Raw genomic sequence first — 14,491 nt, 5'->3', positions numbered from 1 at the left:
TCCGTGCGCGGCGGTCCGAGGCCGCGCGGGACGGCTGACGGCTGCGACGCGCGCCCCGGCGTGCGTCTCCGCCTGCCTGCGCGCACTCCGGACCTCGTCGAGGCGAGTACGAGGAGCGACAGGTGACGGTCACAGAGTTGGCTGCGGGCGGTACGGCGACGGACGGCACGGTCCCCGCACCGGGGCAGCGGCGTACCCAGATGCGGGTCCGCAAGCGCAACGGCGCACTGGAACCCGTCGACGTGAACAAGATCGTCCGGGCGGTGGAACGCTGGGCGGACGACCTGGACGACATCGACCCGATGCGGGTGGCGACGCGGACGATCAGCGGCCTCTACGACGGCGCGACCACGGCCGAGCTGGACCGGTTGTCGATCCAGACCGCCGCCGAGATGATCGGCGAGGAGCCCCAGTACTCCCGGCTCGCGGCCCGGTTGCTGGCCGGCTACGTCGACAGGGAGGTACGCGGGCAGGGCATCGCCTCGTTCAGCCAGGCGATCCGGCTCGGCCACGAACTCGGGCTGATCGGCGACACCACGGCGCAGTTCGTCGCGGTCAACGCCCGCAAGCTCGACGACGCCGTCGACCCCACCGCCGACCTGCGGTTCGAGTACTTCGGGCTGCGTACGGTGCACGACCGCTACCTGCTGCGCCACCCGACCGGTCGGCTGGTGCTGGAGACGCCGCAGTACTGGCTGCTCCGGGTCGCCTGCGGCCTGTCGCACACCTCCGCCGAGGCGATCGGGTTCTACCGGCTGATGTCGACGCTGGCGTACCTGCCGAGTTCGCCGACGCTGTTCAACTCCGGTACCGCGCACACCCAGATGTCGTCCTGCTTCCTGGTCGACTCGCCCCGCGACGAACTCGACTCGATCTACGACCGGTACGCCCAGGTGGCGAAGCTGTCGAAGTTCGCCGGTGGGATCGGCATCGCCTGGTCCCGGGTGCGTTCGCGGGGCGCGCTGATCCGGGGCACGAACGGGCTGTCGAACGGGATCGTGCCGTGGCTGCGCACCCTGGACGCGAGCGTCGCCGCGGTGAACCAGGGTGGCCGGCGCAAGGGTGCGGCCTGCGTCTACCTGGAACCGTGGCACCCGGACATCGAGGAGTTCCTCGAACTGCGCGACAACACCGGCGAGGACGCCCGGCGTACGCACAATCTCAACCTGGCGAACTGGATCCCGGACGAGTTCATGCGGCGGGTCGAGGCGGACGGGACGTGGTCGCTGTTCGACCCGGCCGAGGTGCCCGAACTGCCCGACCTGTGGGGCGACGAGTTCGACGCCGCCTACCGGTCCGCCGAGGCCGCCGGCCGGTTCGTGCGTCAGGTCAAGGCCCGCGACCTGTACGGGCGGATGATGCGCACCCTGGCCCAGACCGGAAACGGCTGGATGACGTTCAAGGACCCGTCGAACCGGTTGTGCAACCAGACCGCCGAGCCCGGCAACGTGGTGCACCTGTCGAACCTCTGCACCGAGATCGTCGAGGTTTCCAGCGACGGCGAGACGGCGGTCTGCAACCTCGGCTCGATCAACCTCGCCGCACACGTCGCCGGCGACGATGTCGACTGGGACCGGTTGCGCGAGACCGTACGCACCGCCGTGCTCTTCCTCGACCGGGTGATCGACATCAACTACTACCCGAGCGCCGAGGCGGCGGCGAGCAACCCCCGCTGGCGGCCGATCGGGCTCGGCCTGATGGGGTTGCAGGACGCGTTCTTCGCGCTCCGGCTGCCGTTCGACTCGCCACCGGCCAGGGAACTGTCCACCAGGATCTCCGAGGAGATCTACCTCACCGCCCTGGAAACCTCGGCCGGGCTGGCCGAACGGTTCGGCCCGCACCCGGCGTACGACCAGACCCGGGCCGCCCGGGGCCGGCTCCAGCCGGACCTGTGGGGGGTGGCCCCGACGCAGACCGCGCGCTGGACCGCCGTACGGGACCGGATCGCGGCTCACGGGCTGCGTAACTCGCTGCTGGTCGCGATCGCCCCGACCGCCACCATCGCGTCGATCGCCGGCTGCTACGAGTGCATCGAGCCGCAGGTGTCCAACCTGTTCAAGCGGGAGACCCTCTCCGGCGAGTTCCTCCAGATCAACACCGCGCTGGTCCGACAGCTCAAGGACCTCGGGCAGTGGACCGAGCAGGTCCGCACCGAGATCAGGCGGGCCGAGGGGTCGGTGCAGGGCATCGCGGCGCTGCCCGCCGAGGTACGCGAGCTGTTCCGTACCGCCTGGGAACTTCCGCAGCGGGCGCTGATCGACCTCGCCGCCGCCCGCTCCCCCTACATCGACCAGAGTCAGTCGCTGAACCTGTTCATGAGCGCACCGAACATCGGCAAGCTCTCCTCGATGTACCTGTACGCCTGGAAGTCCGGGCTGAAGACCACCTACTACCTGCGTTCCCGCCCCGCCACCCGGATCCAGCAGGCCACCGTCGCCATCGACCGGCCGGTGCTGGTCGCTGCCGACGAGGCGCTCGCCTGCTCCCTGGAGAACCCCGAGTCCTGCGAAGCCTGCCAGTAGTCCGCGACCGCACCCAGACGTGAGGCAACACGATGACGAGCACCGCCAAGACCTCCATGTTGCTCGACCCGGGGATGGACCTGACCCTGCGGCCGATGCGCTACCCGCACTTCTTCGACCGGTACCGGGACGCGATCAGGAACACCTGGACCGTCGAGGAGGTCGACCTGCACTCGGACCTGGCTGACCTCGGCCGGCTGACGCCGGCCGAACGGCACCTGGTCGGCCGCCTGGTCGCCTTCTTCGCCACCGGCGACACCATCGTCGCGAACAACCTGGTCCTCAACCTCTACCAGCACGTCAACTCGCCGGAGGGCCGGCTCTACCTGTCCCGGCAACTGTTCGAGGAGGCCGTGCACGTCCAGTTCTACCTCAACCTGCTCGACACCTACATACCGGACGAGGACGAGCGGTTCGCCGCGTTCGACGCGATCGAGAACATTCCCTCGATCCGCCGCAAGGCCGACTTCTGCTTCCGCTGGATCGACTCCATCTTCGAGCTGCGCGAACTGCGGACCCGCGACGACCGCCGCGCGTTCCTGCTCAACCTGATCTGCTTCGCCGCCTGCATCGAGGGCCTGTTCTTCTACGGTGCCTTCGCCTACGTCTACTTCCTCCGCTCCCGGGGCCTGCTGCACGGCCTCGCCTCCGGCACCAACTGGGTCTTCCGGGACGAGTCGATGCACATGGCGTTCGCCTTCGACGTCGTCGACACCGTCCGCCGGGAGGAACCGGACCTGTTCGACGACGACCTGCGCCAACAGGTACGCGACATGCTCGCCGAGGCCGTCGAGTGCGAGGTCCAGTTCGCCGAGGACCTGCTCGAACAGGGCATCTCCGGAATGTCCCCGACGGACATGCGCGAGTACCTCCAGCACGTCGCCGACCGCCGGCTGGCCCAACTCGACATCGCCCCGCTGTACGGCTCGAAGAACCCGTTCGCCTTCATGGAGCTCCAGGACGTGCAGGAGTTGTCGAACTTCTTCGAACGCCGGGTGTCGGCGTACCAGGTCGGGGTGAGTGGCACCGTCAGCTTCGACGACGACTTCTGACCGGGGACCGGTGGTGGGTGGGTGAGACGGCCCACCCACCACCGGACGGGACGCGTACGATGGGCGGCAGTGCTGGTTCGCCCCGCTTTCGCGGTGGGGCGTCGTAAGAGGGAACCCGGTGTGAAACCGGGACTGCCCCGCAGCGGTGAGTGGGAACGACCGCCGTCATGAGCACTGGACGCTGACGCGTCTGGGAAGCGACGGCCAGTAGGAGACCGGGTCACCCCGGTCGCGCCCGCGAGTCCGAAGACCTGCCCGCACCGCGTACGCGTCCGCGTACGCCGCCGTCGACCCCTCGGGAGGGTCAGGGCGAGGCCGGTCGTCGCGCCGTGCCCTGCCGTTTCCCTCCCGTGGTCGTCGGCCGACTTCGAGGGAAGGACACCCGTCTCGTGACCGCACCGTTCGGGCTGAGCACAGTGCTCGGCTACCCCCGCATCGGTCCGCACCGCGAACTCAAGCACGCCGTCGAGTCCTACTGGGCCGGCCGCATCGACGCGAACACCCTGGAGCAGACCGCCGCCGGCCTGCGTACGCAGGTGTGGCGCACGCTCCGGGACGCCGGCCTGGACGCCGTCCCGTCGAACACGTTCTCGTACTACGACCAGGTGCTCGACACCTCGGTCCTGATCGGCGCGATCCCGGACCGCTTCCGCCGGCTCGGGCTCGGCGAGCTGGACACCTACTTCGCGATGGCCCGGGGCACGGCCGAGCAGCCGGCCCTGGAGCTGACCAAGTGGTTCGACACGAACTACCACTACCTGGTGCCGGAGGTCGGTCCGGAGACGAGCTTCGTGGCCCTGCCGGACAAGGCACTGCGGGAGTACGCCGAGGCCGGGGCGCTCGGCATCACCACCCGACCGGTGCTGGTCGGACCGGCCACGTTCCTGCTGCTGGCCAAGGCGAGCGCCGGCGCACCGGACGGGTTCCGGCCGTTCGACCGACTCGACGACCTGGTCGACGTCTACGCCGACATCCTGGGCGCGTTGGCCTCGGCCGGGGTGGCCTGGGTCCAACTCGACGAACCGGCGTACGTCGCCGACCGCGACCCGGAGCAGATCGACGCGCTACGGACCGCGTACACCCGACTCGCCGCCCTGGAGCAGCGGCCCCGGCTGTTCGTCGCGTCCTACTTCGGCGAACTCGGCGACGCGTTGCCGGCCCTGCTGGACAGCCGGGTCGAGGCGGTCGGTCTCGACCTGGTCGCCGGACCCGGGAACCTGGACCGGCTCGCCGCCTACGGTCCGCTGCCGGGCCGGACGGTCGTCGCCGGGCTGGTCGACGGGCGCAACGTCTGGCGTACCGACCTGCGGGCCGCCGCCGGGACCGGGGCGATCCTGACCGGACTGGCCGACCACGTCGCGGTGTCGACGTCGTGTTCGCTGCTGCACGTGCCGGTCGACCTGGCCGCCGAAACCGGCCTCGACCCACGACTGCGGGACCGGCTGGCGTTCGCCCGGCAGAAGGTCGACGAGGTGGTGGCGCTCGGCCGGGCGCTGCGCGACGGAATCGCGGCCCTGCCCGCCCCCGCCCCCGCGACGCCCGCCAACTGGCGCGACGACGCGGTCCGGGCCCGGCTGGACGCGCTGGGTCCCGAACACCTCCGGCGCGGCCCGTACGCCGAACGGGCAACCGCGCAGCAGGCCCGGCTCGGGCTGCCGCCGCTGCCGACGACCACCATCGGGTCGTTCCCGCAAACCGACGAACTCCGCCGGGCGCGGGCGGCGCACCGGGCCGGTCGCCTCGACGACGCCGGCTACGCCGAACGGATGCGCGCCGAGGTGGCGCAGGTGATCGCCGTACAGGAACGGCTCGGGCTCGACGTGCTGGTCCACGGTGAGCCGGAACGCAACGACATGGTGCAGTACTTCGGCGAGCAGCTCGACGGCTTCGCCGCCACCGAGCACGGCTGGGTGCAGTCGTACGGCTCCCGGTGCGTACGCCCACCGATCATCTACGGCGACGTCGCCCGACCGGCGGCGATGACCGTGGGCTGGTCGACCTACGCGCAGTCGCTGACGCACCGGCCGGTCAAGGGCATGCTCACCGGGCCGGTGACGATCCTGGCCTGGTCGTTCGTCCGGGCCGACCAGCCGCTGGCGCACACCGCGAACCAGGTGGCGCTGGCGCTGCGGGACGAGGCACGGGACCTGGAGGCCGCCGGCATCCGGATCATCCAGGTCGACGAGCCGGCACTGCGGGAAACCCTGCCGTTGCGCCGGTCGGAGCAGAAGGCGTACCTCGACTGGGCGGTGGCGGCGTTCCGGCTCGCCACCAGCGGGGTCGGCGACGGCACCCAGATCCACACCCACCTGTGCTACTCCGAGTTCGGCGAGGTCCTGCCCGCGATCGACGCCCTCGACGCCGACGTCACCAGCATCGAGGCGTCCCGGTCGAGGATGGAGATCCTGGACGACCTGCACACCACCGGCTACGGGCGCGGCGTCGGGCCGGGCGTGTACGACATCCACTCGCCCCGCGTACCGGAGCAGTCGGAGATCACCGACGCGCTGCGCCGGGCGGTCCGCGCGGTGCCCGCCGACCGGCTCTGGGTCAACCCGGACTGCGGGTTGAAGACCCGCGGGTACGCGGAGGTCGAACAGGCCCTCGCCCGGCTCGTCGCCTCGGCCGCCGAGGTACGCGGCACCCTCGCCTGAGTGCGTGGTGGGGCGGCGCCACCCGGCCGCCCCACCACGTGCCGCCCGGTCTCCGGGCCCCCGCGCGAGGAGGAGGTGCGAGATCGACCAGATGTGGGCGATGGTCCATAATCGTTCCCCTCGGAACCCATCCCCTCGGAGGCACCGTGAGTGACCAGCCCGGTCCGGCAAGCCGGCTCGACACGACGGTGGCGCACCCCGCACGCCGCTACAACTACTGGCTCGGCGGTAAGGACAACTTCGCCGCCGACCGGCTCTCCGGCGACCAGGTCGCCGCCGCGTTCCCCACGGTCAAGCAGGCCGCCCGGGAGAACCGGGCGTTCCTGCAACGGGCGGTCGGCTTCCTGGCCGGCGAGGCCGGCATCCGCCAGTTCCTCGACATCGGCACCGGGCTGCCCACGGCGGACAACACCCACGAGGTCGCCCAGCGGATCGCACCCCGGTCGCGGATCGTCTACGCGGACAACGATCCGCTCGTGATGGCCCATGCTCGGGCCCTGCTCACCTCCTCGCCGGAGGGCCGGACGGCCTACCTCGAACGGGATCTGCGCGACCCCGGGTCGATCCTGGACGACGAGCAGTTGCACGCCACCCTGGACCTGGGTCAGCCGGTCGGCCTGATGCTGGTCGCGATCCTGCACTTCGTACGGGACTTCGAGGACCCGTACGGTGTCGTCGGCCGACTCGTCGAGTCGTTGCCGTCGGGCAGCTACCTCGCCATGTCCCACGGCACGTACGACGGGCTGCCGGCGGCCGCGGTCGAGCGGTTGGAGCAGGCCAACGCCGCGACCGGCGGACTGAGCCGACCCCGTAGCCGGGACGAGCTGGCCCGGTTCTTCACCGGCCTGGACCTGGTCGACCCGGGCATCGTCCCGGTGGGCGACTGGCGACCCGCCCCCGACGCCGACCGACCGGACCCGGTCGACATCTGCATGTACGGGGCCGTCGCCCGCATCCCCTGAACGGCGCCCGAGCCCCGGGCCCCGCGGCCGGACCGAGCCGGTCCGGTGTTCGACCGCGTACGGCGAACACGGACCGGCGATTCGGGCCGGAGGGAATCGCGCGCCACGAACGAAGCCTGTGGAAATCTGGAATTTCCCCGAGAGGGGCTCCGACCGGGAGAAAGCCCGGTTCAGACGGGATGTTGGACGCCGGCCGAGCAGATCGGACAGGTCGGGACCACCTCGTCGGGCACACCGAGCGCGGCAAACCCGTCGATCGCCGCGCGCCAGGAACGCACGGCGCTGTCGTGACGCCCCAACGCACACTCGGCTCGGGCGGTGCCGTGGCGAGCGCGGGCTTGCAGGTAGCGGTCGTCGACGCGACGGGCGTGGTCGAAGTCCCGCAACGCCAGCTCCGGCTCCCCCTCGGCCAGCCGCAGCAGGCCGAGCCGGTGGCGTACCTCCCCGCGCAGCGACAGGTCGTCCACCACGGCACCGATGGCAAGTGCCTCGTTGAGGTGGTCGTGCGCCTGGCCGAGCTGTGCCCGCCCGATACACACCGATCCCAGTCCGCACAGCGCCTCGCCCTCGTGCCGGCGATCGCCGAGCTCGCGGAACCGTCCGAGCGCGTCCCGATAGTGTTCGTCGGCGGCGTCCAGTTCGGCGACGTGCCAGTGGACGTGGCCGAGATTGAGCGTCGCCGCCGCCTGGCCGAAGCGGTAGCCGAGCTTGTCGAACAGGGCCAGCGCACGCTGGGTGTGCTGCAAAGCCGACTCGACGTCGCCCAGGCGGAGGTGGAATCCGCCCAGCGCATTGTGCGCCGAGGCTTCCCCGAACACGTCGTCAAGGTCGCGCCGCAACGCCAGTGTCCGTACGCCGTGCGCGACCGCGTCCGGGTAACGACCCGCGAGGTAGTGCACTATCGCGATGTTCATCAACGTCCGGGCCGCGCCGGCCTGGTCGCCGAGCCCGTCGCGCAGCACCAGGGCCTGCTCGTAGACGGTCAGCGCGTCGGCGTACCGGCGCGCTGTGTAGTGGACCGCACCGAGGCTGTTGAGCAGGTCCGCCTGCGCCTGGACGTCACCGACGAGGCGCGCGGACACCAGTCCCGTCTCGTGGGTGGCGGTCAGGTCGTCGACCAGACCGAGGGTGAGCCAGTGCCGCCACAGCGCGTTCGGTATCCGCCACGCGTACTCGTGCAGCCCGAGGGCGGCGGCGAACCGGGGAACACCGACCAGGACGGTTCGCTCGGCCGCCAACCACCGGGTGGCGTCCTCCCGGTCGGCGAAGCCACCGCCGGGTTCGCCGGTGCCCGCGCTCGGTTCCAGCACGGCGACGGCGGCGCTCGCGCGTTCGAGGTACCAGTCGAGCACGCGTACGGCGGCGTCGCGTCGCTCCTGCACCTCGGCGAGATCCAGGGCGTAGACGCGGAGCAGGTCGTGCATCCGGTAGCGGTCGACCGACGTCTCCTCCACCAGGTGCCCGGAGACCAGGACGGCGAGCGGTCCGTACGGGTCCGGATCGTCGGCGGCGACGGAGGCGGCCCGGACGTCGAAGTCGTCGCCCGGCATGGCGCTGAGCCTGCGGAACAGCATCGCGGCGGCCGGTGGCAGGGCCAGGTAGGACCACGAGAACACCGCCCGTACCGCGGTGGACGGATCGTCGGGCGGCGAGAGCAGGTCCAGCCGCCGCCCCTCGTCCACCAACTGCTCGGCGAGCGCCGTCAACGTGAACCCCGGCCGGCGGCCGGCACGGTGCGCCACCACCCGCAATGCCAGCGGCAGGCCCGCGCACAGCTCCACCAGCCGTACGGCGGCGGGTGATTCCGCGCCGACCCGCTCGCCCACGACACGGCGGAGCAGTTCCAGCCCCTCGTCGGTGGACAGCGGCAGGACCGCAACCGGGTGCGCGCCGTCGCGGGCCGCGAGTCCGGCCAGTTCGGCCCGGCTGGTGACCACGACCAGGCAGCCCGCGGCACCGGGCAGCAGCGGCCGCACCTGTTCGGCCGACCGCGCGTTGTCGAGCAACAGCAGCATCCGCCGGCCGGCGAGCAACGACCGGTACAACGCCGAACGTTCCGCCTCACCTTCCGGCACCTGCTGCGGATGCACTCCCAGCGCGTGGAGAAACCCGGCGAGCACCGCTCGCGGGGTGACCGGCTTGTCGGGCGCGTGGCCGCGCAGATCGATGTAGAGCTGGCCGTCCGGGAAGCGTACGGCGACGGAGTGCGCCCAGCGCAGCGCGAGTGAGGTCTTGCCCACCCCCGGCGGACCGACCAGCGTGACCAGCACCGGTACCTCGGGCGTGACGAGCAGATCGTCCAACGCGGCCAGGTAGCGATCGCGCCCGACGAGGTCGGCGATGGCCGCCGGTAGCTGCCGTGGCACCGCCGGACGCGTCGCGGCGGGCGCGGTCCCGGTGTCGTTGAGCAGGATCTGGTGCAGATGCCTCAGGTCGGCGCCCGGTTCGACGCCGGCCCGCGTCATCAACAGCTCGCGCAGATCCCGGTAGGCTTCCAGCGCCTCGGCCCTCCGCCCGCACCGGTGCAGCGCCAGAATGAACGCTCCGGTGAGCCTTTCCCGGCCCGGATGTTCGGCGACCGCAGCGGCCAGTTCCGCCACGACGTCGTGATGACGGCCCAGCTCCAGGTCCACTTCGAACCGTTCTTCCAGCGCCGCGAGCCGCTCCTCCGGCAGCGCGACGACCGCGCGTTCCGGCGCCGGGCTGGTCGCGCTGCCCGCCGGGACATCGCTGCGCCACTCGGCCAGCGCGGCCGTGAGCAGGCGACGCCGAACGGCCACGTCGCCGCTGTCGCGAGCCTCCCGCACCAGAGCCCGGAACCGCTGGAGGTCGACCTGCGGTGGGTCGGCGGGCCGATCCCGTGGCACGTCGAGGCCCGGATCCACGGTCAGGATCTGCTGGTGCAGCCGCTGCAACGCAGGGGTCGGTTCCATCCCCAGTTCGTCTGCGAGCAGCTGCCGGACGAGCCGGTAGTGGTCCAACGCCTCGGCCTGTCGGCCCTGTCGGTACAGGGCAAGCATGAGCTGGCCGGCCAGGCGCTCGTCCAACGGATGTTGGACGGCCTTGGTGGACAGTTCGGGCAGCAGGCCGGCGTCACGGCCGCTGCGCAGTGCGACGTCGTTGCGGTCGAGTTCGGCGCCGACGCGTTCGCGCTGCAACGTGTCGCGCAGGGCGTTGAGCCACGGGGTGTCCAGGTGGGCGAAGGCGTCACCTCGCCACAACGCGATGGCCCGCTCGAACAGGATCAGGGCCTGACCGTCGTCGTCGGCGGCGCGGGCCTGTGCGAGGAGGTGACGGAATCGGTGCAGGTCCACCGTTGTCGGAGCAATCGCCAGCAGGTAGCCGCTGGGCTGCCGCACGAGGCGGACGTCGACCTCGGCGAGGGACCGCCGTAGACGGGAGAGGTAGCTGTAGAGCGTGTGCCGGGCAAGTCGTGGAGGATCGTCCCCCCACACCCGGTCGATAAGTTGATCAACCGACACCGGCTTGCCCGCGTCGACCAGCAGGGCCACCAGCACACACTGCTGCCGGACATGGCCGATCGCGACCGGCGTGCCGTCGACCTCGGCCCCGACATCCCCGAGCAGGCCGAAGTTCGCCGCCATCCACCCACCCCGTATTTGATCTCCCCGCCGCCCCCAGTCTGACCCGCAATTCCCAATTTCTGCAAGGTTTGCTCAAAGTGCGACACGGATCCTGGGAGCACAGCCCTCGGTCGGGCGGGAGTGGGGGCGGCCGGTCAGCGGGCGGGGATCGGCAGGGTGAACCGCCACCCCTCGGACTTGAGGATGGGAATGGCCTGGTCGACCGCGTCAACGGTCTGGCTGCGATCGCCGCCGCCGTCGTGCATCAGCACGACCGCGCCGGGCGTGACACCGTCCAGCAGGCGGTTCACCAGTACGTCGGTGCCGGGCGGCTCCCAGTCGGTGATGGCCAGGCGCCAGCCCAGTGGTCGCATGCCCAGTGCCGCCGCGACGGCCGGCGTCTGCCCCCAGTTGCCGTACGGGGCACGGAAGTACGGCACGGAGGCACCGGGGACCGCGCGACGGATAGCGGCGTTGGTCTCGCGGAGGTCCGCCCTGATCCGTTCCGGGGTCCAGGTGCTCATGTCGTCGTGGTGCATGCCGTGGTTGGACAGCGTATGACCGGCGGCGGCGATTCGGCGTACCAGATCGGGGTTTTCCTCGACGTGGTCGCCCCAGAGGCAGAAGACGGCCCTGACCCGGTGTTTGTGCAGGACCGTAAGCAGACGCCGGGTGTCGAGCGGGTTGGGTCCGTCGTCGAAGGTGAAGCTGACGACGGGTCCGCTCCCCCACGCGGTGTCGATGATCCGGGGGCCCGGGACGAGCGGGCCGGTGGACGGCGGTGACATGGCAGGTCGCCTTTCCGCCGCCGGGACCGGCGGGATCGGGGTACCCGGATCGGTGGGGGTCCGGCTCGGCCGGGCGGCCGGGCGGCTGGTGCCGGGGTCCGCCCGGCCGAGCCGGACCGTCGGTTCAGGGCGTACGGCAGGAGACCGTCGGGGCGGTCCAGTTGCCGCCGGTCATCACGGTGAAGCCGAAGGTGGTGCTGCCACCCGCGGGCACGTTGCCGTTGCCGCTGGGTCGGACGGTCATGACCAGTCCGCCGCCGCTCCAGCTCGGGCTGCCGTTCCAGACCGTGGAGACCCGCTGCGGGCTGCGCAGGGTGACGGTGCCCGTCCAACTGGTCAGGGCGGTGCCGCCGGCGCGGATGGTGACCTCGCCGTTGAAGCGGTCACCCCAGCGCTGCGTCTCCCGGTACGTGGCCGTGCAGCTGCCGCCGTCGGCCGGGGGTGTGGTCGGGACGGCCGTCGGAGTGGCCGTCGGGCCGGGGTTGCCGCCGTCGGGGGCGACCGCCCGGCCGGTGCTGGTGGAGATCATGCCCGCGCAGAGGTTGCGGCTGGTGAGGTTCGCGACGATCTGCGGGATGGCGTTGATGGTGGTCTGGTAGCCGTCGTGCATCAGGATCACGCCGCCGTTGCCCAGGGTGCCGGCGGCCTGCACGATCTGGGCGGTGCTGGCGCCGTTCCAGTCCTGGGAGTCCACGCTCCACAGCACCTCGGTCAGGCCGAGCTGCGCCTGCACCGATCTGACGGTGCTGTTGGTCTCGCCGTACGGGGGGCGGAACAGCCGGGGCGCGGTGCCGGTGGCCTGCTGGATGGCCTGCTGGGTCTGGCTCAGTTCCGAGGTGATCTGCGCGGTACTCAGCTGGGTCAGGTGCGGGTGCGTCCAGCTGTGGTTGCCGATCCACATGCCGGCCTGCTGCTGGGCCCGGACGAGTGCCTGGTTCTGCTGGGCCTTCTGGCCGATGTTGAAGAACGTGGCGCGTACGCCGTTGGCGGTGAGCGCGTTGATCAGGGCGGTGGTGGTGCCGGCGTTGGGACCGTCGTCGTAGGTGAGGGCGACGTAGCCGTTACTACAGTCGGCGGCGGCGCTGGACGGGGTTGCGGTGAGCGCGACGGCCGTCGCGGCGACGACGGTGACCAGCGCGGTCAGCGCGAGGGCGGGGCGGGACAGGCGGGGTGTCGGTGACATGGTCCGGCTCCTCGGGACGAAGGAGGGTTCGTGGGGTCCGGGTGGTGCGGCGGATCCGGGCCGCCGCACCACCCGCGGTGGGAGTTGGCGATTCCACGATCCACCGACGTCATTTTGGGCGGACGTTCGTAACACCGTCAACAACTTCCGGAAAACTACCGGTCGCTATTGTGCCGGTGATTCCGCATTGACCAGGGCTGATGTGATCGAGGGCGGCAAGAAGCCCGAGCGGACGAGAATCTCGTACGGCTCGATCGACCGAAAAGCGTGGGCGGGGCTACCGGCGCGGCTTCTGCGGGATGCGCGGCAGCACGTACGGGGCCCCGGCGTAGATCAGATCCGCCTTGACGGTGTTGTACGCCCGCTTGGGCTGGTAGTTCTCGTCGTACAGGGTGGCCAGGCCCTCCGGCGGGTTGTCGAACCAGCCGGGAATCCAGGAGTGCCGGTCGGTGAAGCCCCACACGGTGAACGACAGGCAGCGCCGGTTGGCCAGGCACGCCTGGAGCAGGACGCTGTAGTTGGCCGCCGACGCCTGCAACCGCGGATTGATCTCGTTCGAGTCACCGGCCTGCACCCCCGGGGTCATCTGGCTGCGTACGTCGACCTCGGTGAACGCGGTGGCCAGGCCCAGGTCGCCGAACCGCCTGAGGGCGTCGGAGACCTGTAGGGTGTCGTAGTTGCCGTACTGGGTGCCGAGGTGGCCCTGGCTGCCCACGCCATCGATCGGCACCCCGGTCGCGCGGAGCCGCTTGACCATGTCGTACACGAACTGGGTCTTGTCGTTCGCGGGGTCACCGGAGCCGAACGCCTCGATGTTGTAGTCGTTGTAGAAGAGCAGGGCCGTGGGGTCGGCCGCTCGGGCCCAGCGGAACGCGTCGGCGACGTAGCCGGAACCGAGGTGCTGCGCCCAGAAGCCCTTGTAGTGCAGGCTCGGCGGGGTGTCCCAGGGGTCGCTGACCGCCTCGTTGACCACGTCCCACTGCCAGATCTTGCCCTTGAAGTGCTTGACCACGGTGGTGATGTGGTTGCGCAGAATGCCGCGTAGCTCGTCGGTATCGATCGAGCCGTCGGCGACGCCGGCGGTGAGCCAGCCAGGCAGCTGGTTCTGCCAGACCAGCACGTGCCCGCGTACCCGCTGGTTGTTCTGCTTCGCGAAGGCGATCAGCTCGTCGGCGGGGGCCCAGTTGTAGGTGCCACGGGTGGGCTCCAGGCTCTCCCACTTCATCACGTTCTCCGCCGTCACCGAGGAGAACTGGGTGGCGGCGAGCTGCCGGTACTGCGGATCGGCCGGGTCGTTCAGGGCGGCCTGGTCGATGGCGGTGCCGATGTAGAGGTCGTGCCGCATGCCGAGCGTACGCAGGCTTTGGTCTCCGGGTCGGACCGTGTTCCCGGCCGTGGCCGGCAGGCTGTTCAGCGTGCCGGCGGTCGCCAGGGCTACGGTGCCGACGACGATCCATCGTCTCAGCTTCATCGGGCGTCCTCTCAGGACTGGGACGGGACAACGGACGGTGTCGATAGCGCGGACGGGAGTTCGGGCAGCCGGAAGCTGCTCCCGTCGGGGAGGCGTCACTGCGGTGTGTGCGCCGTGCGGACGAGCGCTCACGTACGTTACAGGTCTTCCGTAACTTGGCCGAAACTTTACGACCGGGATCGACAGCCGTCAACAGGTCCGTACCAGTGGTGCCCCTAGTCGGAGAGCATGAAAGGTATTGGCCCAGCCCGGAAGTTTCGGACCCACGGGACGGG

General features: G+C 70.8%; 8 protein-coding genes and 1 riboswitch. Of the genes, 4 read left to right on the top strand and 4 right to left on the bottom strand.

The features are described from left to right. Positions 1-122: 122 nt before the first annotated feature. The 4 genes from OG792_RS15225 (at position 123) to OG792_RS15210 (ending at position 7,190) form a co-directional block, all read left to right on the top strand. Complete coding sequence (locus OG792_RS15225; RefSeq protein ID WP_442932420.1) at positions 123-2,522, top strand: ribonucleoside-diphosphate reductase subunit alpha; 2,400 nt, start codon at positions 123-125, stop codon at positions 2,520-2,522. A gap of 32 nt (positions 2,523-2,554) precedes the next feature. Beyond that, entirely contained in the window at positions 2,555-3,574 is a 1,020-nt protein-coding gene (locus OG792_RS15220) for a ribonucleotide-diphosphate reductase subunit beta (protein WP_329110264.1), read from the top strand. Between the two features lie 56 nt (positions 3,575-3,630). Further along, a riboswitch (cobalamin riboswitch) is annotated at positions 3,631-3,847 on the top strand. A 116-nt stretch (positions 3,848-3,963) separates the two neighbouring features. Beyond that, entirely contained in the window at positions 3,964-6,228 is a 2,265-nt protein-coding gene (metE, locus tag OG792_RS15215; protein WP_329110263.1) for a 5-methyltetrahydropteroyltriglutamate--homocysteine S-methyltransferase, read from the top strand. A 146-nt stretch (positions 6,229-6,374) separates the two neighbouring features. Further along, the gene (locus tag OG792_RS15210) at positions 6,375-7,190 is read left to right on the top strand and encodes an SAM-dependent methyltransferase (protein ID WP_329110262.1); all 816 of its coding nucleotides are present in this window, start codon (positions 6,375-6,377) and stop codon (positions 7,188-7,190) included. A gap of 170 nt (positions 7,191-7,360) precedes the next feature. On the opposite strand, the gene OG792_RS15205 is transcribed toward OG792_RS15210, so the two are convergent. From OG792_RS15205 to OG792_RS15190, 4 genes are all read right to left on the bottom strand, one after another. Continuing rightward, positions 7,361-10,795: an AfsR/SARP family transcriptional regulator gene (locus OG792_RS15205; RefSeq protein ID WP_329110261.1), complete on the bottom strand. Its 3,435-nt coding sequence runs from the start codon at positions 10,793-10,795 to the stop codon at positions 7,361-7,363. Positions 10,796-10,929: 134 nt separating this feature from the next. Further along, on the bottom strand, positions 10,930-11,562 hold the full coding sequence (locus OG792_RS15200; protein WP_329110260.1) for a polysaccharide deacetylase family protein: 633 nt from the start codon (positions 11,560-11,562) through the stop codon (positions 10,930-10,932). 124 nt (positions 11,563-11,686) lie between these two features. Then, positions 11,687-12,745 (bottom strand): polysaccharide deacetylase family protein, encoded by a 1,059-nt coding sequence (locus tag OG792_RS15195; protein WP_329110259.1) that lies wholly within the window; start codon positions 12,743-12,745, stop codon positions 11,687-11,689. 277 nt (positions 12,746-13,022) lie between these two features. After that, positions 13,023-14,216 (bottom strand): endo-1,4-beta-xylanase, encoded by a 1,194-nt coding sequence (locus tag OG792_RS15190; protein ID WP_329110257.1) that lies wholly within the window; start codon positions 14,214-14,216, stop codon positions 13,023-13,025. Between the last annotated feature and the right edge of the window lie 275 nt (positions 14,217-14,491).

The sequence above is a fragment of the Micromonospora sp. NBC_01699 genome (assembly GCF_036250065.1).
Taxonomy (GTDB): Bacteria; Actinomycetota; Actinomycetes; order Mycobacteriales; family Micromonosporaceae; genus Micromonospora_G.
The sequence above is the reverse complement of the archived record's forward strand: the minus strand, read 5'-3'. Positions and strand labels throughout refer to the sequence as shown.

Excerpts from the sequence above, each read along its gene's own strand:
- OG792_RS15195 (WP_329110259.1), bottom strand. The coding sequence starts at position 12,745 with ATGTCACCGACACCCCGCCTGTCCCGCCCCGCCCTCGCGCTGACCGCG.
- OG792_RS15220 (WP_329110264.1), top strand. The coding sequence starts at position 2,555 with ATGACGAGCACCGCCAAGACCTCCATGTTGCTCGACCCGGGGATGGAC.
- OG792_RS15200 (WP_329110260.1), bottom strand. The coding sequence starts at position 11,562 with ATGTCACCGCCGTCCACCGGCCCGCTCGTCCCGGGCCCCCGGATCATC.
- OG792_RS15205 (WP_329110261.1), bottom strand. The coding sequence starts at position 10,795 with ATGGCGGCGAACTTCGGCCTGCTCGGGGATGTCGGGGCCGAGGTCGAC.
- OG792_RS15190 (WP_329110257.1), bottom strand. The coding sequence starts at position 14,216 with ATGAAGCTGAGACGATGGATCGTCGTCGGCACCGTAGCCCTGGCGACC.